This window comes from Rhizobium sp. Pop5 (assembly GCF_024721175.1).
Taxonomy (GTDB): Bacteria; Pseudomonadota; Alphaproteobacteria; order Rhizobiales; family Rhizobiaceae; genus Rhizobium.
The window spans coordinates 2,751,371-2,772,794 of sequence record NZ_CP099399.1 but is presented as its reverse complement, the minus strand read 5'-3'; the positions used below and the strand labels follow the sequence as shown (position 1 = coordinate 2,772,794).

Annotated in this window: 23 protein-coding genes; 12 read left to right on the top strand and 11 right to left on the bottom strand. The window is 61.7% G+C overall.

Annotated elements, in window-relative coordinates; translation table 11 throughout:
- A complete protein-coding gene (locus NE852_RS16080; RefSeq protein ID WP_258155826.1) occupies positions 1-1,011 on the bottom strand; it encodes a MoxR family ATPase in 1,011 nt (336 codons plus the stop codon).
- 158 nt (positions 1,012-1,169) lie between these two features.
- Here NE852_RS16080 and NE852_RS16075 point away from each other — a divergent pair, with 158 nt between their 5' ends.
- The 3 genes from NE852_RS16075 to NE852_RS16065 are packed head-to-tail and all read left to right on the top strand — an operon-like array spanning position 1,170 to position 3,693.
- Positions 1,170-1,793, top strand: a complete 624-nt coding sequence (locus NE852_RS16075) for a DUF1285 domain-containing protein (RefSeq protein ID WP_008530734.1) — start codon at positions 1,170-1,172, stop codon at positions 1,791-1,793.
- The gene (locus NE852_RS16070) at positions 1,790-2,440 is read left to right on the top strand and encodes a CoA pyrophosphatase (RefSeq protein WP_008530736.1); all 651 of its coding nucleotides are present in this window, start codon (positions 1,790-1,792) and stop codon (positions 2,438-2,440) included. The genes NE852_RS16075 and NE852_RS16070 overlap by 4 nt, the downstream gene beginning before the upstream one ends.
- Positions 2,437-3,693, top strand: a complete 1,257-nt coding sequence (locus NE852_RS16065; protein ID WP_008530738.1) for a CCA tRNA nucleotidyltransferase — start codon at positions 2,437-2,439, stop codon at positions 3,691-3,693. Before NE852_RS16070 ends, NE852_RS16065 begins: the two co-directional genes overlap by 4 nt.
- A gap of 67 nt (positions 3,694-3,760) precedes the next feature.
- Here NE852_RS16065 and NE852_RS16060 read toward each other — a convergent pair whose 3' ends face one another.
- The 3 genes from NE852_RS16060 to hemF form a co-directional block, all read right to left on the bottom strand.
- Positions 3,761-3,946: a DUF1059 domain-containing protein gene (locus NE852_RS16060; RefSeq protein WP_008530739.1), complete on the bottom strand. Its 186-nt coding sequence runs from the start codon at positions 3,944-3,946 to the stop codon at positions 3,761-3,763.
- A gap of 111 nt (positions 3,947-4,057) precedes the next feature.
- Complete coding sequence (locus NE852_RS16055) at positions 4,058-4,318, bottom strand: hypothetical protein (protein ID WP_008530740.1); 261 nt, start codon at positions 4,316-4,318, stop codon at positions 4,058-4,060.
- Between the two features lie 103 nt (positions 4,319-4,421).
- The gene (gene hemF, locus NE852_RS16050; protein ID WP_008530741.1) at positions 4,422-5,333 is read right to left on the bottom strand and encodes an oxygen-dependent coproporphyrinogen oxidase; all 912 of its coding nucleotides are present in this window, start codon (positions 5,331-5,333) and stop codon (positions 4,422-4,424) included.
- Between the two features lie 178 nt (positions 5,334-5,511).
- On the opposite strand from hemF, the gene NE852_RS16045 reads away from it, so the two are divergent.
- On the top strand, positions 5,512-5,772 hold the full coding sequence (locus NE852_RS16045) for a hypothetical protein (RefSeq protein WP_008530742.1): 261 nt from the start codon (positions 5,512-5,514) through the stop codon (positions 5,770-5,772).
- 3 nt (positions 5,773-5,775) lie between these two features.
- Here NE852_RS16045 and NE852_RS16040 read toward each other — a convergent pair whose 3' ends face one another.
- Together NE852_RS16040 and NE852_RS16035 are read right to left on the bottom strand one after the other, a co-directional pair.
- Positions 5,776-7,422, bottom strand: coding sequence for a Na/Pi cotransporter family protein (locus NE852_RS16040; protein ID WP_008530743.1), 1,647 nt, complete (start codon positions 7,420-7,422; stop codon positions 5,776-5,778).
- A gap of 197 nt (positions 7,423-7,619) precedes the next feature.
- A complete protein-coding gene (locus tag NE852_RS16035; RefSeq protein ID WP_008530745.1) occupies positions 7,620-8,081 on the bottom strand; it encodes a tRNA (cytidine(34)-2'-O)-methyltransferase in 462 nt (153 codons plus the stop codon).
- A 385-nt stretch (positions 8,082-8,466) separates the two neighbouring features.
- Here NE852_RS16035 and NE852_RS16030 point away from each other — a divergent pair, with 385 nt between their 5' ends.
- Both NE852_RS16030 and NE852_RS16025 read left to right on the top strand, forming a co-directional pair.
- Positions 8,467-10,323, top strand: a complete 1,857-nt coding sequence (locus tag NE852_RS16030) for an ABC transporter ATP-binding protein (RefSeq protein WP_258155825.1) — start codon at positions 8,467-8,469, stop codon at positions 10,321-10,323.
- Between the two features lie 97 nt (positions 10,324-10,420).
- Positions 10,421-10,690 carry a ribbon-helix-helix domain-containing protein gene (locus NE852_RS16025; RefSeq protein WP_008530753.1) on the top strand — a complete coding sequence of 90 codons (270 nt, stop codon included), beginning with the start codon at positions 10,421-10,423 and terminating at the stop codon, positions 10,688-10,690.
- 350 nt (positions 10,691-11,040) lie between these two features.
- Here NE852_RS16025 and NE852_RS16015 read toward each other — a convergent pair whose 3' ends face one another.
- Complete coding sequence (locus tag NE852_RS16015; RefSeq protein ID WP_008530755.1) at positions 11,041-11,271, bottom strand: CopG family ribbon-helix-helix protein; 231 nt, start codon at positions 11,269-11,271, stop codon at positions 11,041-11,043.
- 166 nt (positions 11,272-11,437) lie between these two features.
- Here NE852_RS16015 and NE852_RS16010 point away from each other — a divergent pair, with 166 nt between their 5' ends.
- On the top strand, positions 11,438-13,351 hold the full coding sequence (locus NE852_RS16010; protein WP_258156710.1) for an ABC transporter ATP-binding protein: 1,914 nt from the start codon (positions 11,438-11,440) through the stop codon (positions 13,349-13,351).
- On the opposite strand, the gene NE852_RS16005 is transcribed toward NE852_RS16010, so the two are convergent.
- Positions 13,307-14,239 (bottom strand): endonuclease/exonuclease/phosphatase family protein, encoded by a 933-nt coding sequence (locus NE852_RS16005; RefSeq protein ID WP_258155824.1) that lies wholly within the window; start codon positions 14,237-14,239, stop codon positions 13,307-13,309. The two genes, NE852_RS16010 and NE852_RS16005, sit on opposite strands and share 45 nt — an antisense overlap.
- A 286-nt stretch (positions 14,240-14,525) precedes the next feature.
- Between NE852_RS16005 and petA the strand changes: the two genes are divergently transcribed.
- From petA to NE852_RS15985, 4 genes are all read left to right on the top strand, one after another.
- Positions 14,526-15,104, top strand: a complete 579-nt coding sequence (petA, locus tag NE852_RS16000) for a ubiquinol-cytochrome c reductase iron-sulfur subunit (protein WP_008530762.1) — start codon at positions 14,526-14,528, stop codon at positions 15,102-15,104.
- 14 nt (positions 15,105-15,118) lie between these two features.
- A complete protein-coding gene (locus tag NE852_RS15995) occupies positions 15,119-16,387 on the top strand; it encodes a cytochrome b N-terminal domain-containing protein (RefSeq protein ID WP_008530763.1) in 1,269 nt (422 codons plus the stop codon).
- 25 nt (positions 16,388-16,412) lie between these two features.
- The gene (locus NE852_RS15990) at positions 16,413-17,297 is read left to right on the top strand and encodes a cytochrome c1 (RefSeq protein WP_008530765.1); all 885 of its coding nucleotides are present in this window, start codon (positions 16,413-16,415) and stop codon (positions 17,295-17,297) included.
- A gap of 219 nt (positions 17,298-17,516) precedes the next feature.
- Positions 17,517-18,059 carry an adenine phosphoribosyltransferase gene (locus NE852_RS15985; protein WP_258155823.1) on the top strand — a complete coding sequence of 181 codons (543 nt, stop codon included), beginning with the start codon at positions 17,517-17,519 and terminating at the stop codon, positions 18,057-18,059.
- Between the two features lie 18 nt (positions 18,060-18,077).
- On the opposite strand, the gene NE852_RS15980 is transcribed toward NE852_RS15985, so the two are convergent.
- Together NE852_RS15980 and NE852_RS15975 are read right to left on the bottom strand one after the other, a co-directional pair.
- A complete protein-coding gene (locus tag NE852_RS15980) occupies positions 18,078-18,545 on the bottom strand; it encodes a MaoC family dehydratase (RefSeq protein WP_008530770.1) in 468 nt (155 codons plus the stop codon).
- On the bottom strand, positions 18,542-19,033 hold the full coding sequence (locus tag NE852_RS15975) for a MaoC family dehydratase (RefSeq protein WP_008530772.1): 492 nt from the start codon (positions 19,031-19,033) through the stop codon (positions 18,542-18,544). The genes NE852_RS15980 and NE852_RS15975 overlap by 4 nt, the downstream gene beginning before the upstream one ends.
- A gap of 194 nt (positions 19,034-19,227) precedes the next feature.
- Between NE852_RS15975 and NE852_RS15970 the strand changes: the two genes are divergently transcribed.
- Complete coding sequence (locus tag NE852_RS15970; RefSeq protein ID WP_008530774.1) at positions 19,228-20,301, top strand: hypothetical protein; 1,074 nt, start codon at positions 19,228-19,230, stop codon at positions 20,299-20,301.
- 19 nt (positions 20,302-20,320) lie between these two features.
- On the opposite strand, the gene ychF is transcribed toward NE852_RS15970, so the two are convergent.
- Entirely contained in the window at positions 20,321-21,424 is a 1,104-nt protein-coding gene (ychF, locus tag NE852_RS15965) for a redox-regulated ATPase YchF (protein WP_008530775.1), read from the bottom strand.

Below are 21,424 nucleotides of genomic sequence, written 5' to 3'. Positions count from 1 at the left end.
TTATCCCTTTGCCTGTCTGACCAGTCCGGCGACGACGTCTCGCACCGACATGCCTTCGGCGCGGGCGGCGAAAGTCAGCGCCATGCGGTGCTGGAGAATGGGTTCGGCGAGCGCGAAGACATCGTCGAGGGACGGGGCGAGACGGCCTTCGTAGAGCGCACGGGCACGGGCGCAGAGCATCATCGCCTGGCCGGCGCGCGGGCCCGGACCCCAGGCGACGTTCTTGTCGGTCGAAGCATTGCCCTGGCCGGGACGGGCGGAGCGCACCAGCGAAAGAATGGAGTCGACGACCGTGTCGCTCACCGGCATCTGGCGCACCAGCGCCTGAATCTCGATCAGCCGCTGCGCATCGATGATCGCTTTGGGCCGGGTTTCGCTCAAGCCGGTCGTCTCGAGCAGGATCTGGCGCTCGGCGGCAAGCTCGGGATAGTTGACGTCGACCTGCAGCAGGAAACGGTCGAGCTGGGCCTCGGGCAGGGGGTAGGTGCCTTCCTGCTCCAGCGGGTTCTGGGTGGCGAGCACGTGGAAGGGTGCGGGCAGGTCGTAGCGCTGGCCGGCGATGGTGACGTGATATTCCTGCATGGACTGCAGCAGCGCCGACTGCGTGCGCGGCGAGGCGCGGTTGATTTCGTCGGCCATCAGAAGCTGGGCGAAGACCGGGCCCTTGATGAAGCGGAAGGAACGGCGGCCGCTGTCGTCCTGGTCCATCACCTCGGAGCCGAGAATATCCGAAGGCATCAGGTCGGGCGTGAACTGGATGCGGTTGGCGGCAAGACCGAGCACCTCGCCGAGCGTCGTCACCAGCCGGGTCTTGGCAAGGCCGGGAACGCCGACGAGCAGAGCGTGGCCGCCTGACAGTACCGCAAGAATGGTATTCTCCACCACGCCTTCCTGACCGAAGATCACCTTCGAGACTTCCCCACGGATGGCGGCGATATCGGAGAGCGCCCTTTCGGCGGCGGCGACGATCGCCTTATCATCGAGGCTGGCTTCGGTCTTCATCATACCCATGGGCATCTCCAACGGCTGAAATCATTCGGCAGCGAATCGGCGGACTTATACATCCGCCTCATACTCGATAGAGTTATGGAGATGCGACGGGCTGACAAGTTCGTTACGAATGACTATCTCGTGACTTCACTTCGTTAAGGACAAACCGGGACGGAAGAATGGCAGCCGAGGAAATCAGCGGACGGGCGGATGCAGCGGGGCTTGCCGCGCTGATTTCGCGCGCGTCCCAGGAAAACGGCGGCAAAAAACGCGGGTTGCCGCCGGTCGAGCGGTGGAATCCGCCCTTTTGCGGCGATATCGACATGGAGATCAGGGCCGACGGCACCTGGTTCTACATGGGTACGCCGATCGGCCGGCCGGCGCTGGTGCGGCTGTTTTCGACGGTTTTGAGAAAGGACGAGGACGAGAAAACCTATCTCGTAACTCCTGTGGAAAAGGTCGGGATCAGGGTCACCGATGCGCCTTTCATCGCCGTGGAGATGAGTGTGACGGATCGGGATGGCCAACAGGTGCTGACATTCCGCACCAATGTCGGCGATGTTGTGGAGGCGGGAGGAGAGCATCGGCTGCGTTTTGCCATAACAGGCGGCAATGCCGAACTGAAACCCTATCTGCATGTGCGCGGGCGGCTGGAGGCGCTGGTGTCACGTGCGGTGATGTATGAACTAGCGGCACTCGGCGAGACACTCGACGTTGAGGGGCAGGCGATGTTTGCGGTCCGCTCCGCAGGCGAGGTCTTCCCCATCATGCCGGCCGACGAACTGGATGCGCTTTGCCGATGAACGATGCGATTCCCCAACGTTATCCGCTGTTTTCAGCAGCCGAGTTCCGCCGCCGCGCGCTCAATCAGAACGGCGGGCCTGTGGACCATGCCTGGCGCGATCACGGCGACCATATTCTCAACCCCGACATCGTGGCGGAGGTCGCGACCTTCAAGCTGCGTGATGCCGCCGTGCTCGTGCCCGTCGTCGATGACGGCGAGGAGGCGCATGTGATTTTCACCAAGCGCACGGCGACGCTGCGCAAGCATTCCGGTCAGATCGCCTTTCCCGGCGGCTCGATCGATCCGGCCGACATCTCGCCCGAAAGAGCGGCGATCCGCGAGACGGAGGAAGAGATCGGCCTTGCCGGCTCTTTCGTCGAAACCGTCGGGCGGCTGCCGAACTATCTTGCTTCGACAGGTTTCCGGATTACGCCGGTGCTCGGCGTCGTCACCCCCGGCTTCGCGCTGAGGCCGAACCCGGCCGAGGTGGACGACGTGTTCGAGGTGCCGCTTTCCTTTTTGATGAACCCGGCCAATCACAGCCGCGACAAACGCATCATCGACGGCATCGACCGGCATTTCTACCGCATGCCCTATGAAACCAGGATGATCTGGGGCATCACCGCCGGCATCGTCCGCACGCTTTACGAAAGGCTTTATGCATGACCGGCCTTGCCGACCAAGCATGGTTCCGCGATCCGGCGCTCGGCCGGGTGCTTGCGCTTCTCAACACCAACGGCGGGGAAGCTCGGGTGGTGGGCGGCGCGGTGCGCAACAGCCTGATGGGGCTGCCGGTCAGCGATATCGACATCGCCACGACGCTGACGCCGGAGATCGTCATCGAGCGGGCGGCGGCCGCCGGCGCCAAGGCGGTTCCGACGGGCCTGCAGCACGGCACGGTGACGCTTGTCATCGACGGCAAGCCCTTTGAGGTGACGACGCTGCGCACCGACGTCGAGACCGACGGGCGCCGCGCCAAGGTTGCCTTCAGCACCGACTGGAAGGCCGATGCGGAACGGCGAGACCTGACGATCAATGCGCTCTATGCCGATGCCAGAGGCGAGGTGGTGGATCTCGTCGGCGGGCTTGCCGATATCGAAACGCGCAATATCCGCTTCATCGGCGATGCGGCGACGCGCATTGCCGAGGATCATCTGCGTATCCTGCGCTTCTTCCGCTTCTTTGCCTTTTACGGTTCCGGACGGCCGGATGCCGAGGGGCTGAAGGCGTGTTCTCATGCGCGTTCGAAACTGAAGACGCTGTCGGCGGAGCGCGTCTGGTCGGAGTTGAGAAAGCTGCTCGGTGCCGCCGATCCCGGCCGGGCGCTGCTCTGGATGCGCCAGGTGGCGGTGCTGACCGAAATCCTGCCGGAGTCCGAAAAATGGGGGATCGATGCGATTCCGTCGTTGGTCGCCACCGAAAAGGCTTTCGGCTGGGCGCCCGATCCGCTGCTGCGCCTTGCGGCGATCGTGCCGCCGGATGCGGCGCGGCTGGAAGCGCTTGCCGGTCGGTTGAAGCTTTCCAATGCGGAAGCGGCCACTCTCAAGGCCTGGGCGATGGCGGCTCCGGTCAATGACGAAATTTCCTCGGCCGCCTTCGAACGGCTGCTTTATCGCAATGGTGCCGAGGGCATCACGACACGGCTGAAGCTGGCGCTCAGCATTGCGCGCGGCAAGGCCGAAGGCGATCTTGCCGAAATGGCGCGCACGGCGCGCCTCATAAAGCTCCTCGATCAGGCGATGAATTGGAAGAAGCCGCCATTTCCCGTGAATGGTGGCGACGTCATCTCGGCCGGCATTGCCGCAGGCCCGCGCGTCGGCGAACTGCTAGCGGCGCTGGAAAACCAGTGGGTGGAGGAAAATTTCGCTTCCGACCGGGCAGCATTGCTCGCCCGGCTGCAGGAGCGTCTCCGATCATGACATCGCGCCGCATCCGGTGGATGCGGCGCGGCTCGACCGTCATAGCTGACGTCTGGCCATCGGCAAATCAGGCTGCGGTCGCTTCGTCGCGGATGCGGGCCTTGATGTTGTCGACCATGTTTTCGCGGATGATCGTTTCGCCGTGATCGGCCCTCATGTGCTCGACGGCACGGCGGATCACTTCTGCGTCATTATCCGCCCGAGTGTGCCAGGCGCAGCCGGGAACGAGCGTGCCGCATTCGAAAAGTCGCATGATTTTCTCCTCTGTCTGAACGCAACGGCCATCGCGCTTTCACGCGATTGATGAATGTACGTAGGAAGAGAAGGTTCCGGCCGGCATCAGGTGTCGACCGGACAAGGTCTTTCAATCGGGCATCGCCCAGGCTTTGTAGGTATCCGAGAGATGGCGGGGCATGTTGCTATTGGCTGCCTCTCTCTGCAGTTCCTCCGGCGATTTTCCGCCGGCGAGCTGCAGCTTGACCTGCTCGATGAAGCAGCAGAGAGGCAGATCCGAGCCGCTCTTGGCCCTCAGTTGCTCAGCGATGCGCGTCAGGAACTCCGGCGTGTCGATGACCCGGGTTTCCTGAGCTTTCGCGGGTGCAGGCGAACCACTTTGTATCGTCATGACAATCCTCCTCCGATTGTTACGCACATACATATCAAGTTAGGACGCACTGAATTTTTATGAAGGTCCCTCAGTTCGAATTTATCGACGAGAGTTTACAGTCTCACGGCCAGCGGACGACGGGGGGCAGCGAGGAGAGAATGGATTCGACGTTGCCGCCGGTCTTCAGGCCGAAGATCGTGCCGCGATCATACAGCAAATTGAATTCGACGTATCGGCCTCGCCGGATCAATTGTTCGTCACGGTCTGCCTCTGTCCACATCTTATTGAAATTGGAGCGGACGATCTTCGGATAGACCATGGCGAAGGCCCGGCCGACATCGCGCGTGAAGGCGAAATCGGCGTCCCAGCCGCCGGCTTCCTCGCTCGAATGCAGCCAGTCGTAGAAGATGCCGCCGATGCCGCGGGGCTCGTTGCGGTGCTTCAGGAAGAAATACTCGTCGCACCAGGCCTTGTAGGCGTCGTAATCGGCGACGGCATGGTTGCGGCAGGCGATCTCCATGGCCTTGTGGAAGAGCTGGCTGTCCTCATCCTCCTGCGTGCGGCGGCGCGACAGCACCGGCGTCAGGTCGGCTCCGCCGCCAAACCAGCGGCTCGTGGTGACGACCATGCGGGTGTTCATATGCACCGTGGGAACATTGGGATTGACGGGATGGGCAATCAACGAGATGCCTGAGGCCCAGAAACGCGGATCATCCTTGGCGCCTGGTATCTGAGCCCGGAAATCCGGGGAGAATTCGCCGTGCACGGTTGAGGTGTGGACGCCGACCTTCTCGAAGACGCGGCCTTCCATCATCGACATCCGGCCACCGCCACCCGCGCCATTTTCGCGTGACCAATCCTTGGCGGCGAAGCGGCCCGGTTCCTGATCGGAGAGTGGGCCAGCCAGCTCGTCTTCGAGAGCTTCGAAGGAGGCGCAGATCGCATCGCGCAGCCCCTCGAACCAGCTGCGGGCAGCCGCCTTCTTCTCTTCAATATCGTCAGGCAAGCCGATCGGCAGTTCCGGTCTTTCCATGTCACGCCTCCGGCGGGCGACATCCGGTAAGGACGCGACTCGCTCATTCCTGGTTTCCGGCCACATCTAGCAGGTGGCGCCGCGCCTCGCCAAGCATGGCCCGGCACCGGCAGCACTTCCAAGATTCGACTCGCAAATCAAGGATTTCGATACTACCTTTTCGCAAGAGGTAGGTTTGATGGCAAAAATTCCAGGACCTCCGTCTTTCGACGGCCTGAAGCGCAGAATGGCGAGACATCGGGCGGAAAATCCTCCCCGCAAGAAAGACCATTTCGTGCGTGAGACATATTGCCTTGGCCTGCTCGACGCCCGCGCCAAGGCGCGCGAATGGTTCGACGAATATCCGAAAGCCGCTTATTGGACCGAGGTGGAAAGCTGGCGTCAGCTCGACGGCGACCAGATCGAATTCACCATGCGCCGCCTGCCTTCCGCCGACTGACCGTCACTCCACGCCAGTCCGTACGCGGCTCTCGATCAAAAGGCCGCTTTCATCCATGATCGGATGCGCCACCGAGACGATATGGGCGTTAACGCGCTTCAGGTCGCGCAGCATGTCGAGATGCAGCGAACTCGTCTGCAGGCTGTCGGCGCGGCCGTCGCGCAGGCGTTCGAGATGGCGCTCGGCCGACTGCTTCTCCATCCGGCGCACCTCGACCTTTACCTCCATCATCTGCCGCGCCAGATTGAAATCGCGGGTGACGAAGATGGTCTGGGCGACGCGCAGATTGTCGATCGTCAGGTCGAACAGCTTGCGCAGTTCCTGATGACCGTCGTCTGAAAATTTCAGGCCTAGCGAGATCTTCTTCGCCACCTCCTCCCGCAAGCCTTTTTCGATGATGTCGCCCATATGTTCGAGGTTGATCGCATAGTCGATGACGACGATTGAACGGCGGGCGTTCTCATCGGTCAGCCCGTCGCGGCCGAGCTTCGAGAGATAGACTTTCACTGCCTGCTGCAGCCGGTCGACGCGCTCTTCGAGAGCCGGGATTTCAGCAAGTTTGCCGGCATCATTCTGCTCGAAGGCTTCCGAGACCCTGACCAGCATGCGCTCGATGAGGTCGCCGACGCCGAGCACTTCGCGGGTGGCGCTGGCAAGCGCAATGACGGGTGTCGAAAGCTCCTGAGGATCAAGATATTTCGGAGCGTTGTCAGGCTCGGCCTGATCCGGCACCAGCCGGGCCATCAGGGTCGCGAGCGACCGCGAGAATGGCCAGGCGAGCGCTGCGAGCAGAAGATTGAAGGCGAGATGCGCGTCGACCGGCAGTTTGGCCGGGCTGAAGGGCAGCATCTGGATGAGTTCGGCGCCGTAGCCTGCGAGCGGCAGGGCAAGGAAGCAGCCGGCCATGCGCACGATGAGATTGCCGAGGGTGACGCGTCGGGCCGAGACCGGGCCGGACAGGGTCGCGACGACAGGCGGTATTGCGCCGCCGAGATTGGCGCCGAGCACGAGCACGACGATGAGTTGGGCGGAGATGAGGCCGGCCGAGGCGAGCGACAGGATCAGAACCACCACCGCCAGACTCGACGACGACAGGAAGGCGAGTGCTGCCGAGAAGAGAAGCGCCACAGGCAGCGCGCCGTCCAATAGGCCGATGAAGGCGCCAAGGGCTGGAGAGGCGCGCATCGGCTCGGTCGCAAGGCCGAGGAGATGCAGCGACAGCAGCATCAGCCCGATGCCGATCAACGCTGCGCCGCCACCCTGGCGGGCGCTGGAGCGGCCACGGTAAAGCACGATGCCGGAAAGGATGAGAAGCGGGGAAAGCCATTCGATGCCGGTGGCGACGATCCAGGCGGTGATCGCCGTGCCGACATTGGCCCCGAGCAGGACGATCTGTGCCATGCGCGGCTTGATGAGGTCACGTTCGACGAAGGATGCGGTCATCAGCGCGGTTGCCGTCGAGCTCTGCAGCGCGATGGTTGCCACCAGGCCCGACACGAACGAGCGCAGGCCGCCACGCGTGCCGGTCGCCAGCCCTGTTCTCAGCCGGGCGCCGAAGGCCCTGGACATTCCGTCCTTCACCTGTGCGAGGCCAAACAGCAGCAGGGCTACCGCGCCGAACAGGTTGATCATGATGACCGTGGATTCCATTTCCTTGTTTTTATTCTTCTTTCTATGTCTGGAGAAATGAAGGCCCGGGCTTTTCTGCCTCAAACCGTTGAAATCATGGAATCTGTGCGAATCTTTTTGATTGCTCGGCTAATGAATATAAGCCGTTTTTGCTGATCGGCAACGCCGGTTTGCGACATTCCGGAAGAGATCGGCACATCGGTCGAAGCCGGCGCCGATCAAGCCCAGACGGTCTGGCGCATCGCCTCGCCGACGATCATCGCCGCCGAGACGGCGACGTTGATCGAGCGCTGGCCTTCGACCATTGGGATCAGGATGCGGGCATCGGCCTTTTCATGGACGTGATCCGGCACGCCGGCGCTTTCGCGGCCGAAAAGCAGGATGTCGTCCGAACGGAAAGCAAGGTCGGTGTAGCGATCCGCGGCCTTGGTCGAGGCGAGGATGAGGCGGCGCCCTGTTGTCGCGCGCCATGCCTCGAAGCTGTCCCAGTTGACATGGCGCGTGAGCGCGGCCGCGGCGATATAATCCATGCCTGATCGTTTCAGGTTGCGGTCGGAGACGTCGAAGCCAGCGGGCTCGATCAGATCGACGGCGAAGCCGAGGCAGGCGGCAAGACGCAGGATCGTGCCCGTATTGCCTGGGATATCAGGCTGGTAGAGTGCCAATCTGAGGTTTGTCATTTCGCGCCGTTTGTTTCGTTTCGCCGCGAGAGGCCTAATATAACTGTGATTTCGGCGCAACAGGGCGTGGTTTGGCCCGGAAACATTCAATTTGCGCCATCCCAGGGCTGGAAGTTTCGCGCTTTTCGCGTTATGCATGCACGTCTTCAATCGCCAGCAGGGAGGGCCACATGAATATTTTGCTCATTATGCGCTTTCCCGCCGTGATGCCGGTCAAGGCGACATGGCGCCGCTAGAGCGGGCTTCCTTCTAAAAATTCCCCTTTTGATGCATTGCGCGGCTGTGTGAGCCTCGCCCTTAGAACGTCCGGATCCCATATGTGCTTGCGTGGCGCTGGGATGGCGCGAAGCCGGGAGCCGGAACGCTGAGGTTTCGGAGCAATTTCATGTTTGGCTGGTTTGAACAGAGACTCAATCCCTTTCCGAGCGAGGAGCCGGTGGCCCCGCCGAAAGGTCTCTTTGCCTTCTGCTGGCATTACAGCAAGCCGGCTGCGCCCTGGCTCGGCGTGATGGCCGTGCTGACGGCGTCGATCGCCGTCGGTGAAGTAGCGCTCTTCCAGTTCCTCGGCGACATCGTCGACTGGCTGACGAACGCCGACCGCGCCACATTCCTGCAGACGGAAGGCCACAAGCTTTTCTGGATGGCGGCGCTGGTGCTGGTCGGCTTGCCGGTGGCGGCCGGCCTGGACTCGCTCATCATGCACCAGATGCTGCTTGGCAACTATCCGATGATCGCGCGCTGGCAGATGCATCGCTTCCTGCTGCGCCACAGCATGACGTTCTTCGCCAACGAGTTCGCCGGGCGCGTCGCGACCAAGGTGATGCAGACCTCGCTTGCCGTGCGCGAAACTGTCATGAAGATCCTCGACGTCTTCGTCTATGTCGTCAGCTATTTCCTGACGATGATCATCGTGATCGCGGCGGCCGACTGGCGGCTGATGATCCCGATCCTCGTCTGGCTCGCCATCTATATCGGCATCGTCGCCTATTTCGTGCCGCGGCTTCGCAAGATCGCGGCGATGCAGGCCGATGCGCGCTCGATGATGACGGGGCGCGTGGTCGACAGCTATACGAACATCGCGACCGTCAAGCTGTTTTCGCATGCGGGCCGCGAGGAGGTTTATGCCAAGGAGGGCATGGACGAGTTCCTGCAGACCGTGCACAGGCAGATGCGCAAGGTGACGCTTTTCCACATCAGCGTCTACGTGAACAACTGCGTGGCGCTCTTCGTCGTCTCGGGCCTGTCGATCTGGTTCTGGCTCAACGGGGCGATCTCGGTCGGCGCGATCGCGATCGCCATCGGCCTTGCCATGCGCGTCAACGGCATGTCGCAATGGATCATGTGGGAAGTCTCGGCGCTGTTCGAGAATATCGGCACGGTCTACGACGGCATGGAGATGATGAGCAAGCAGCACGACATCGTCGACAAGCCGGGTGCGCCGACCCTGACGGCGAAGAAGGGCGCGATCCACTACGATCGCATCCGCTTCCATTACGGCAAGACCAAGGGTGTCATCGACAGCCTGTCGCTCGACATCAAGGCGGGCGAAAAGGTGGGTCTGGTCGGCCGCTCGGGCGCCGGCAAGACGACACTGATGAGCCTGCTCCTGCGCTTCTACGACCTGGAAGCCGGCCGCATCATCATCGACGGGCAGGATATCTCAGGCGTCTCGCAGGAGAGCCTGCGTTCGCTGATCGGCGTGGTGACGCAGGACACCTCGCTGCTGCACCGCTCGATCCGCGATAACATCGCCTACGGCCGGCCGGAGGCGACCGATGCCGAGGTGATCGAGGCGGCCAAGCGCGCCAATGCCTGGGAGTTCATCGAAGGGCTCGTCGACATGCAGGGCCGCCAGGGCCTCGACGCCCAGGTCGGCGAACGCGGCGTCAAACTGTCAGGCGGTCAGCGGCAGCGCATCGCGATCGCCCGCGTCTTCCTGAAGGACGCGCCGATCCTGGTGCTCGACGAGGCGACCTCGGCGCTCGATTCAGAAGTCGAGGCGGCGATCCAGGAGAACCTCTTCGCCCTGATGGAGGGCAAGACGGTGATCGCGATCGCCCACCGGCTTTCGACGCTGACGGAGATGGACCGGCTGATCGTGCTCGACAAGGGCCGGATCATCGAGGCCGGGTCGCATGGCGAACTGATCGAGGGCGGCGGCATCTATGCCGACCTCTGGAACCGCCAGTCCGGCGGCTTCCTCTCCGATCACGCCGAGGAGACGGAAGAGGCGGCGGAGTAAGAATAGGCCCTCCCGGCGCGAGCGGGGAGGACTTCTTAACCGTTGAGAACAGTTAAGAAGCTATGTTAGGCTCGCTGATATCGACGAGGAATTGCTTATGGCGACCGTGACGATCTCATTGCCTGACAGTCTCAAGGCTTTTGTCGAAAGCCAGATGGCGAGCAAAGGCTATGGTAATGTCAGCGAATATTTCCGCGGCCTCGTTCGCGAGGCGCAGGAACGCGAAAACGAGGCGCGGCTCGAGGCTTTGCTGCTCGAGGGCCTGGCGTCGGGCGACGCCGTAGAGGCGACGCCTGCATTCTGGAGCGATCTGAGAAAAGAAGCCGCGCAGCTGCTGGCTGCGCAGAGCAAGAAGAAATCGCCGTGAAGCTTGCCGTCAAACCGGCAGCTCTCAACGATATCCTGTTGCAGTTCTCCTATCTCTCGAAACATGCCGGAGAGGAACCCGCTCTGCGGTTCCTGGATGCCGCTGAGCAGTCTTTCATCCGTCTTCTGGAATATCCGAATTCCGGCACGCCGGGCATTCGGCAATTCAAATCTCATCGGCATAAGATCTTGGCCCGTTCCCGGTTTCGAAGATATTCGCGCCTACTATATCGTTGAAATTGAATTGGTTACGATCATACGTGTCCTGCATGGACGTCGAGATGTTATCGGTATTCTTGGCGGAAATTGACGCGCGCCGGCAAGGATGCGGCGCTTGCGCACGCCGTCCATTCAAAGGCTGTCGGCCCAGTCGATCACGCGGTCGTGTTCGACGACAACGATGGTGTTGGCGGCCGCTATCGTGCGCAGCGCGGCGATGCGGCGGCGCTCTTCGCGGTCGAGCCAGGCGGTAAGGGCTTCGGTGACGATTTCATCGCGCGGCTGTGCCAGGTCGATAGCCATGGCATCGAGCCGTTCGGCAAGCGGAAGCGGAATATGCGCATCGAGCATTTTCGTTTCCATGGACCCTCTCTCCGGTGATGAAGCGCGATCGTATCGTCAGATTGTGACGGGCTCGGGAGCAATCAATGGTGATGCCGCCGATGTTACCGATAATTACGAAAATATAAGGTTGCGTCCGCTTTTCATTCCCTTTGCCGCACCCTTCGATCCGCCTATATCGTTTCCCATGTTCCTGCGCCCCATACTCCACCTGTTCGAAACCTGGATCGATCCCTTTCGTCCGCGCGCCAATCTCCAGCCGCCGCGTGGAACGCTCGGGTTCATCCGGTTCTATATCGGCCAGGCGAAGATGCCGTTCATCGCCATGCTCATTCTCGGCGGCGCATCGGCGGCCATCGAGGCCGCGCTCTTCTGGTTCGTCGGCCGGCTGGTCGACATCCTCGCCAGCATCACGCCCGGCGCCGGCTGGAGCGGCCTCCTTGCAGCCCATGGCGGCGAGCTGTTCGGCATGCTCGCCCTCATCGGCATCGTGCGCTTCGTCGTTGCCTTCCTGATCGCGCTGGTCGACCAGCAAGTCATCACGCCCGGCTTCTACAATCTAGCACGTTGGCAATCCTATCTCCACGTCTCCAGGCAGTCTTTGTCGTTCTTTCAGAGCGATTTCTCCGGGCGCATCGTCACCAAGGTCTGGTCGGCCGGGCAGGCGACCGGCGATCTCGTCACGTCGCTGATGGAAAGCGTCTGGTTTGTCGGCATCTATGCCGTCACGACGCTCGCGCTCGTCGCCCGGCTGGACTACTCACTTGCCGCCGTCGTTCTGTTCTGGCTCGGCGCCTTCAGCCTGCTCGCCCGCCATTTCGTTCCGAAAATCCGCCATCACTCCCGCGAAACGGCGGAAGCCGGATCGATGCTGAACGGGCGGATGGTCGATTCCTACAGCAACATGCAGACGCTCAAGCTCTTTGCGCGCGACGAGGAGAGCGACCGCTACATGCGGCAGGGCTTCGACATCTTTCAGGACTCGGTGCTGCGCTTCACGCGGTTCATCACAGGTGTTCGGGCCTCGATGGCGCTGCTCTCCGGCCTGATGATCGTGACGATGGCGGGCCTGAGCGTCGATCTTTGGCTGCGCGGCCTCGTCAGTTCCGGCGCGGTGGCCTTCTCGCTGGCGCTGGTGCTCAGGCTGAATTTCCTGCTCGGACGGCTGATGACGCAGTTCAACGGCATCATGCGCAATCTCGGCACCATCCAGAATGCCGCCGAGCTCATCTCCCAGCCGCTCGGACTCGTCGATCGGCCCGACGCGAAGAACCTGGTGATCCGGCAGCCCGGCATCCGCTTCGACAATGTTTCCTTCCAATACGGCAAGGGTCATGAGCCCGTCGTCAAGAATTTCTCCCTGACCATCCGCGCGGGCGAGAAGGTCGGCATCGTCGGGCGTTCGGGCGCCGGCAAATCGACGCTGATGAACCTGCTGCTGCGCCTCTACGATATCCAGGGCGGGCAGATCCTCGTCGACGGCCAGGATATATCGGCCGTGACGCAGGAATCGCTCAGAATGCAGATCGGCGTCGTCAGCCAGGATACCTCGCTGCTGCATCGTTCGGTGCGCGACAATATTCTGTTCGGGCGGCCGGATGCCGGCGAGGAGCGGTTGATCGAGGCGGCGAGACGCGCCGAGGCCATCGACTTCATTTCCCGCCTGCAGGATCAGCAGGGCCGCAAAGGCTTCGATGCGCATGTCGGCGAGCGCGGCGTCAAGCTGTCGGGCGGGCAGCGCCAGCGCATCGCCATTGCCCGCGTCATGCTGAAGGATGCGCCGATCCTCGTGCTCGACGAAGCGACCTCGGCGCTCGATTCGGAAGTGGAAGAGGCGATCCAGTCCAATCTCCATCGGATCATGGAGGGCAAGACGGTGCTCGCGATCGCCCATCGGCTATCGACGATCGCCGCGCTCGACCGCCTGATCGTCGTCGATCTCGGCCGAATCATCGAGGAGGGAAGCCATGACGAACTGCTTTCGCGCGGCGGGCTCTATGCCGAACTCTGGGCACGCCAGTCCGGCGGCTTCCTGGCGACGGACGAGGATCAGGGCTTAGGGATCGACGACAAATTCCGCCATGAGGCCAAAATGATTTGAGCCGAAGCCGTCCTTGATGCGGCTGACCGATTTCAGACGCAGAGGCGCTTTGGAGAAGATGTGGTCGATCGGAATGCCGAAGGGACCGGCGATGATCGGCCATGTCGCGGGCTCCAGCGACACCGTGCCCAGGCCCTGTCTGCGCATGAGATACTGCACGTCGGGCGCCAGAATCGACGTGTTGAAATCGCCGGCAAGAACGAGCGGCCCCGGCAGGGTAGGGATAATCTCGTCGAGATCTTCGATCTCAAGGCCGTGGAATTCGTCATAATAAGGTTTGGTCAGGTGCGCGGCGAGGAAATTGACCTTCGTGCCGTTGAAATCGATGGTCGAGACCGTCAGCCGGTTGCGCCAGAGCAGGCCAAGACTGCGGATGCGGGGTTCGATCAGCGGGCGCTTCGACAGGACGAGCGTATCGCATTGCTCCATGCCGACACCGCAGCCGACGTAATAGGGATAGGTTTTCAAGAACCGCGGCAGTTCCGACAGCAGCGGCTCGGCCTCCAGGATGTTGACGACGTCGGCGCCCGAGGCGATGACCATGTCGGCGATCGCAGGGCCGTTTGCGAAATTATCGTTCTCGATGTTGAAGGACATCAGCCGGAAAAGAGCCGGACGGTTCTCCTCGACTGTTGGTTCGACGAATTCGCGCGTCATCAGGAGGCCATGGACGGCGAGGGGGATCGATACGCCGAGCGTCAGAAAGCCATACCAGTGCCGCTTGACGAGAAGGGCCGCGATGGAGGCGACCGCCGCAGCCACCGCCAGATGGAGCTGGAAGCTGTAAAAGAAGGAAAGTAGATAGAAATCTTTGACGTAACGCAGCGACACGACGGCAAGGACGAGTGTCGTGAGGACGCTGAATACGCAAAAAATCGTGTCTCTCATCCGCTCTGGTCCGGCTAGCTTGCGTGATTGCGACAGCGCCTATCACGACGGGTTTTTTGTTGCAATGCAGCATAATGGCAAGCCGGTATTTGCCTTAAAAAATTCATCCGAAATTTCCCGCGACATTGTGCCCTCATCCCCTTGTCAAGGCTGGACATAATTTGCGATCAAGCATAGAACGCGCCGGATTGCCGGGGAATCTATGGCCGAATTGTGTCCAGAGAGATTCGCCGGTAAAGGGGGCAGGGCGGAATTCCGCGACAATTGCGCAGAGGATGGATAAGCCGTGAGCGAACACGTAACGACAAGCGAGGCTTCAACAGAGCCCACTCGCCGTGATTTCCTTTATCTCACCACGGGCATGGCTGGTGCGGTCGGCGCCGTTGCGGTTGCCTGGCCGTTCATCGATCAGATGCGCCCGGATGCGTCGACACTGGCGCTCGCTTCCATCGAAGTCGATGTCGCGAGCCTTACGCCCGGCATGTCGCTGACGGTCAAATGGCGCGGCAAACCGATCTTCATCCGCAACCGCACGCCTGAGGAAGTGAAGGCCGCCGCCGACGTTGCGCTCTCGGACCTCAAGGATCCGATCGCCCGCAATGCGAACCTTCCTGCCGACGCTCAGGCAACGGGTGTTGACCGTTCGGGCGGCAAGGACAAGGAAAACTGGATCGTCATGATCGGCACCTGCACCCATCTCGGCTGCGTTCCGCTTGGTCAGGCCGGCGAATACAATGGTTGGTTCTGTCCCTGCCATGGCTCGGTCTACGACACGGCCGGCCGCATCCGCAAAGGTCCTGCACCGCAGAACCTGGCGATTCCGACCTTTTCATTTGTGTCCGATACCAAAATCAAGATCGGTTGAGGGGAGACTGATTCATGAGTGGCCATTCCAGCTACGAGCCATCAACCGGCTTGGAAAAATGGGTCGATGCGCGCCTTCCGTTGCCGCGCATGGTCTATGACAGCTTCATTGCATACCCGGTTCCGAGGAACCTGAACTACGCCTATACCTTCGGCGCCATGCTCGCCGTCATGCTGGTCGTGCAGATTCTGACGGGCGTTGTGCTCGCCATGCATTATGCCGCCGACACGACGATCGCCTTCAACTCCGTTGAAAAGATCATGCGCGACGTCAACCACGGCTGGCTCCTGCGTTACCTGCATGCCAACGGCGCATCCTTCTTCTTCGTCGCCGTCTACCTGCACATTGCCCGCGGCCTCTACTACGGCTCCTACAAGGCGCCGCGCGAAATCCTCTGGATCCTCGGCGTCGTCATCTACCTCCTGATGATGGCGACCGGTTTCATGGGCTACGTTCTCCCCTGGGGTCAGATGTCCTTCTGGGGTGCCACCGTCATCACCGGCTTCTTCTCGGCCTTCCCTCTGGTCGGCGAGTGGATCCAGCAGTTCCTGCTCGGCGGCTTTGCCGTTGATCAGCCGACGCTGAACCGCTTCTTCTCGCTGCACTACCTGCTGCCCTTCATGATCGCCGGCGTCGTCGTCCTGCACATCTGGGCGCTGCACGTCACCGGCCAGACGAACCCGACGGGCGTCGAGGTCAAGACGAAGACCGACACGGTGCGCTTCACGCCCTATGCGACGATGAAGGATGCCCTCGGCGTTTCCGTCTTCCTGCTGGTCTACGCCTACTTCGTGTTCTACCTGCCGAACTTCCTCGGCCATGCCGACAACTACATCCCGGCCGACCCGTTGAAGACGCCGGCTCACATCGTTCCGGAATGGTACTTCCTGCCCTTCTACGCGATGCTGCGCTCGATCACCTTCAGCGTCGGCCCGATCGACTCCAAGCTCGGCGGCGTGCTCGTGATGTTCGGCGCGATCATCGTGCTGTTCTTCCTGCCCTGGCTCGATACCTCGAAGGTGCGCTCGGCCGTTTATCGTCCCTGGTACAAGCTGTTCTTCTGGCTGTTCGTGATCAACGCGATCATCCTCGGCTGGCTCGGCTCGCAGCCCGCGGAAGGCTTGTTCACCACGATCTCGCAGATCTGCACGCTCCTCTACTTCGCCTTCTTCCTGGTCGCGATGCCGGTTCTCGGTCTGGTGGAAACACCGCGCCGCATTCCGAATTCGATCACCGAAGCGGTCCTCGAAAAGCGCAACAAGGTTGCTGCGGCCACGGCCTGAGCGAGCGACGGGAAGGAATAGAAATATGAAAAAGCTTGTTGCAAGCATTCTCTCCCTGGCTGTCGCTGCCGGTATCGGCAGCGCCGTCATGGCCGAGGAGGCGACGCCCGCCAACGGTGCGGCTCCGGCCCATCACGAGCAAGGCGCGACGCCGCACTACCCGCTGAAGGAGCCGAGGGAGCAGGAATGGACCTTCGCCGGTCCGTTCGGCCATTACGACAAGGGCCAGCTTCAGCGCGGCCTCAAGGTCTACACGGAGGTCTGTTCCGCCTGCCATTCGATGAACCTCGTACCTTTCCGCATGCTCGACGAGCTCGGCTATAACGAGGCGCAGGTGAAGGCTTTCGCGGCGAATTACGAAGTTCAGGACGGCCCGAACGCCAGCGGCGAGATGTTTACCCGCAAGGCGGTCCCTTCGGACCACTTCCCGTCGCCGTTCCCGAATGCGGAGGCGGCAGCCGCTTCCAACAACGGTGCTGCTCCGCCTGACTTTTCGCTGATCGCCAAGGCACGTGAGGTCGAGCGCGGCTTCCCGCGGTTCGTCTTCGACATCTTCACGCAGTATCAGGAAAACGGCCCGGACTACATCTACTCGCTGCTGACCGGCTATGAAGAGCCGCCGGCCGGTTTCGAGATTCAGCCGAACCAGCACTACAACCCGTATTTCCATGCCGCTGCCGTGCTGGCCATGCCGAAGCCGCTTTCCGATGGTCAGGTGACCTATGACGACGGCTCGCCGCAGACTGTCTCCCAGTATGCCAAGGACGTCTCCTCCTTCCTGATGTGGGCTGCCGAGCCGCATCTCGAGGAGCGCAAGCGCACCGGCTTCATGGTCATGATCTTCCTGGCGATCTTCACGATACTGATCTATCTGACGAAGCGCTCGGTCTACGCCAACAAGGACCATTGAGCGTTCCTTGCCGGAATTCGAAAGGCGGCTTACGGGCCGCCTTTTTTGTTGGTTCCGCCCCCGGCAATTGATAGGGTGCACAGGTTTCATGCCCTGAAGTGCGCCACGATCTTTCAAATTCGCTTGCCACGCTTCAGGTTTCTGGTTTTGCGACGTGTCGTGCGGGCAAAACCGCTGTACAATTTTGCGCGACATGCTTTAGCAGAATATGGACTTTCCATGGACAATACGACGTCGGAGCTCGCAGCCAGCATTCGCTCCATTGCAGACTACCCCAAGCCCGGCATCATTTTCCGCGACATCACCACGTTGCTCGGCAATCCCCGCGCGTTTCGCCGGGCGGTAGACGAACTCGTGCAGCCCTATGCGGGCACGAAGATCGACAAGATCGCCGGCATGGAGGCACGCGGCTTCATCCTCGGCGGCGCCGTGGCGCACCAGCTTTCCTCGGGCTTCGTGCCGATCCGCAAGAAGGGCAAGCTGCCGCACGACACCGTGCGCATCGCCTACAGCCTGGAATATGGTGTCGACGAGATGGAGATGCATCGCGACGCAGTTGAGCCCGGCGAGAAGGTGATCCTGGTCGACGACCTGATCGCCACCGGCGGTACGGCCGTTGGTGCGACAAAGCTTTTGCGCCAGATGGGCGCCGAGGTGGTCGGCGCCTGCTTCGTCATCGATCTGCCGGATCTCGGCGGCCGCCGGAAGCTGGAAGAGCTCGGCGTCGTCGTGCACACTCTGGTCGAATTCTCCGGACACTGAGCCCTTATTGGGAGGGTCTCAGTCGAACTCCAAGACACCACTTTCGAAGCGCAAGACGAAATCGCCGTTCTGATTGACGCCTTCGCAGAGAATGGTGTTGAGATGCCAGCCCGGCCGCGACGCGAGCGGCCGGCTGGAGAGGAAGGCGACGGAATAGCTGACGACATCGCCCGCGAAGACCGGCCGCAGCCATTGCAGTTTCTGGAAGCCGGGCGAGGGGCCGAGGTTCGGCGCCGTGAGACCCTGCTCTGCGAGCACCACACGCTGCCGTTCCCAAAAGGCGAGGAAGGTCCGCATCCATGCGGCCGTGGTGTGCCAACCGGAAGCGCACAGGCCGCCAAAGAGGGTCTCTTTCGCGGCTTCCTTGTCGATATGAAAACGCTGCGGGTCGTAGCGTCCGGCGAAGCGGATGATATTTTCCTCAGTGAAGGCGTAGCTGCCAATCTCGGCCTTCTCGCCCACTACGCAGAGTTCCGACATTCTCATGCTGACCGCCCCGAATCCATATTGGCTTCCTCCGGAAGAGCACGCGCGCGGATCATCACCGAATTCTCGGAGACGCAGACAAGTTCGCCGCGCTGGTTTTCCACCTCGTGGCGAAACTTGACGATGCCCATGCCGGCGCGCGAGCGCATCGGCCTGGTCTCGAGCACGATAGACCGACCCTGCAGCATATCACCTGCGAGCACCGGCTTTCGCCATTCCATAAGATCGATGCCCGGCGCGCCCTCGCAGAGCGCGTTCACGATGTAACTGTCTGCCATCATGCGCATGAGCATCGCGGAGGTATGCCAGCCGGAAGCGGCAAGCCCCCCAAGGATGCTGGCGCGGCCGGCGGCTTCGTCGAGATGCATCGGCTGCGGATCGAATTCGCTAGCGAACTCGACGATTTCCTCGGCGAGCACCAGTTTCGGGCCGAGGGGGAAGCGGCGGCCGGGCTCGAAATCCTCCAGGGACAGCTTTTCTGCCGACATTCGTTCCTCCGCCATATCAAGCGCCTAGAACAGGATGATTTTAGGCCGAATCGTCCTAAAAATCTGAATCCTGTTCTACGCTAAAGAGTTAGAGCATGATGTCGCTCGAAAACCGCTCACACTTTTCGGCATCATGCTCTAGTGCTTACAACAGCATCCGCGCGGGCTCAATGATTCCGGGGAGACAAACCGGCATGACGGAACTGAGATCGATACTCGACGAGGCGGCGCGCCAGGGGCTGATTTCGCCGGAGGCGGGCGGACGGCTTCTGCCGTTTCTGACCGAGCGCGGCGTGGCCGTCATCGCGACGCAGCCGGCCATGGCAGCCGAAGGGCAGGCCTGGTCGGATACGGAGACGCCGCGTTTCGTGCGTGGCTTTCACGACGTGCTGATCACCATCGGCGTCATCGTCGCGCTCGTCGGTCTCTGGGGCCTTGCGCCGCTTTACGCGGTGCCGGTGGCCATCATCGTGCTTTCGGAAATACTGGTGCGCCGCCAGCGGCTCGCCTTGCCGGCCGTCAGCCTGACGATCGCGCTGTTCTGCTGGACATTTCTGCTGATGTCGCGCGTCTTCACGCCGTGGACTTCCGAAATCGGGGCTGATCTGACGCAGTTCGTCGCCGGCTTTCCGATCCTTCTCGGTCTCTACTATGCCCGCTATCGCGTGCCGTTATCGCTGGCGCTTACCATCATGTCGACGCTTGCCCTGGTGCTCAGCCTGATTTTGCGTCTGGTGCAATGGCTGAGTGGCAATCCCGCATTTTTCGTCGATCATCTTGCGCTGCTGGCTGCGATTTCCCTCGTCTGCGCGCTCGGCCTCTTTGCGACGGCGCTCTATTTCGATCTCGGCGACCGGTTGCGCCGCTCGACGCGCTCGGATATCGCTTTCTGGCTGCATCTCGGTGCGGCGCCCGCGCTGCTCTACAGCACCGTTTCCTTGCTGTCCGTCGGGGAAAGCGGCCGTATCTTCGACCTGGCAAACATGTCTGCCCGGACGCCCGTGGTCGTCGCGACCGTTGCGGCGCTGATGCTGATCGGCCTTATCATCGACCGCCGCGCCTTCGTCACCTCGGGGCTGTTGTCGCTCGGCGCTGCGATCTTCAGCGTCTTCCGGCACGGAAGTGCGACTGTCGACACCTACATCTACACGACGTTGATCGTCGTCGGGGCGATCGTGCTCATTATCGGAACGGGATGGATGCCGCTTCGGCGGCTGGTGCTGCGTGCGCTGCCGAGCGCGATTTCAGAGAGACTGCCGCCAGGTTGAGGCGGCAGCCCGTTATTTCTTAGGTGTTGAAGCGGAAGTGGATGACGTCGCCGTCCTGGACGACATATTCCTTGCCTTCGTCGCGCGCCTTGCCGGCATCTTTCGCGCCGACTTCGCCGTTGAACTTGATGTAATCGTCATAGGCGATGGTGTTGGCGCGGATGAAGCCGCGCTCGAAATCCGAATGGATGACGCCGGCGGCCTGCGGCGCCTTGGTGCCGCGCTCGATCGTCCAGGCGCGTGTTTCCTTCGGGCCGACGGTGAAATAGGTGATGAGGTGGAGCAGCTTGTAGCCGGCGCGGATCAGCCGGTCGAGGCCCGCCTCATCGAGATCGAGAGCAGAGAGAAATTCCTTGGCTTCCTCCTCGGGAAGCTGGGCAACTTCAGCCTCGATCGCCGCCGAGATGACGACGGTTTCGGCACCCTGCTCTTTAGCCATGGCGGCGACGGCTGCGGTGAATTCATTGCCGGCGGAGGCATCGCCTTCGGCGACGTTGCAGACATAGAGCACCGGATGCGAGGTCAAGAGGTTGAGGCCCTTGAGGATGACGATCTCATCGGGGGCGAGCTTCGACAGCAGCGTGCGCACCGGCTTGCCTTCGTTCAGCAGCTTCAGCGAGGCTTCCATAATCGGCAGCATCGCCATGGAATCCTTGTCCTTGCCGGTGGCGCGCTTGCGCGTCTGCTCGGTGCGGCGCTCCAGGCTCTCTAGGTCGGCGAGCATCAGCTCGGTCTCGATCGTCTCGGCGTCCGCCACAGGATTGATGCGGCCTTCGACATGGGTGATGTCGCTGTCTTCGAAGCAGCGCAGCACATGCACGATGGCATCGACTTCGCGGATATTGGCGAGGAACTGGTTGCCGAGGCCTTCACCCTTCGAGGCGCCGCGCACGAGGCCGGCAATGTCGACGAAGGAGATACGGGTCGGGATCAATTCCTTGGACTTGGCGATGTCGGCGAGTTTGCGCATGCGCGGATCGGGCACGGCGACTTCGCCGGTGTTCGGCTCGATGGTGCAGAAGGGATAGTTTGCCGCCTGCGCGGCCGCCGTCTTGGTGAGCGCGTTGAAGAGGGTCGATTTGCCGACGTTCGGCAGGCCGACGATGCCGCATTTGAAGCCCAT

Coding starts and splice junctions, on each gene's coding strand:
- NE852_RS16080 (WP_258155826.1), bottom strand. CDS start 1,011: ATGGGTATGATGAAGACCGAAGCCAGCCTCGATGATAAGGCGATCGTC.
- NE852_RS16075 (WP_008530734.1), top strand. CDS start 1,170: ATGGCAGCCGAGGAAATCAGCGGACGGGCGGATGCAGCGGGGCTTGCC.
- NE852_RS16070 (WP_008530736.1), top strand. CDS start 1,790: ATGAACGATGCGATTCCCCAACGTTATCCGCTGTTTTCAGCAGCCGAG.
- NE852_RS16065 (WP_008530738.1), top strand. CDS start 2,437: ATGACCGGCCTTGCCGACCAAGCATGGTTCCGCGATCCGGCGCTCGGC.
- NE852_RS16060 (WP_008530739.1), bottom strand. CDS start 3,946: ATGCGACTTTTCGAATGCGGCACGCTCGTTCCCGGCTGCGCCTGGCAC.
- NE852_RS16055 (WP_008530740.1), bottom strand. CDS start 4,318: ATGACGATACAAAGTGGTTCGCCTGCACCCGCGAAAGCTCAGGAAACC.
- hemF (WP_008530741.1), bottom strand. CDS start 5,333: ATGGAAAGACCGGAACTGCCGATCGGCTTGCCTGACGATATTGAAGAG.
- NE852_RS16045 (WP_008530742.1), top strand. CDS start 5,512: ATGGCAAAAATTCCAGGACCTCCGTCTTTCGACGGCCTGAAGCGCAGA.
- NE852_RS16040 (WP_008530743.1), bottom strand. CDS start 7,422: ATGGAATCCACGGTCATCATGATCAACCTGTTCGGCGCGGTAGCCCTG.
- NE852_RS16035 (WP_008530745.1), bottom strand. CDS start 8,081: ATGACAAACCTCAGATTGGCACTCTACCAGCCTGATATCCCAGGCAAT.
- NE852_RS16030 (WP_258155825.1), top strand. CDS start 8,467: ATGTTTGGCTGGTTTGAACAGAGACTCAATCCCTTTCCGAGCGAGGAG.
- NE852_RS16025 (WP_008530753.1), top strand. CDS start 10,421: ATGGCGACCGTGACGATCTCATTGCCTGACAGTCTCAAGGCTTTTGTC.
- NE852_RS16015 (WP_008530755.1), bottom strand. CDS start 11,271: ATGGAAACGAAAATGCTCGATGCGCATATTCCGCTTCCGCTTGCCGAA.
- NE852_RS16010 (WP_258156710.1), top strand. CDS start 11,438: ATGTTCCTGCGCCCCATACTCCACCTGTTCGAAACCTGGATCGATCCC.
- NE852_RS16005 (WP_258155824.1), bottom strand. CDS start 14,239: ATGAGAGACACGATTTTTTGCGTATTCAGCGTCCTCACGACACTCGTC.
- NE852_RS15995 (WP_008530763.1), top strand. CDS start 15,119: ATGAGTGGCCATTCCAGCTACGAGCCATCAACCGGCTTGGAAAAATGG.
- NE852_RS15990 (WP_008530765.1), top strand. CDS start 16,413: ATGAAAAAGCTTGTTGCAAGCATTCTCTCCCTGGCTGTCGCTGCCGGT.
- NE852_RS15985 (WP_258155823.1), top strand. CDS start 17,517: ATGGACAATACGACGTCGGAGCTCGCAGCCAGCATTCGCTCCATTGCA.
- NE852_RS15980 (WP_008530770.1), bottom strand. CDS start 18,545: ATGAGAATGTCGGAACTCTGCGTAGTGGGCGAGAAGGCCGAGATTGGC.
- NE852_RS15975 (WP_008530772.1), bottom strand. CDS start 19,033: ATGTCGGCAGAAAAGCTGTCCCTGGAGGATTTCGAGCCCGGCCGCCGC.
- NE852_RS15970 (WP_008530774.1), top strand. CDS start 19,228: ATGACGGAACTGAGATCGATACTCGACGAGGCGGCGCGCCAGGGGCTG.
- ychF (WP_008530775.1), bottom strand. CDS start 21,424: ATGGGCTTCAAATGCGGCATCGTCGGCCTGCCGAACGTCGGCAAATCG.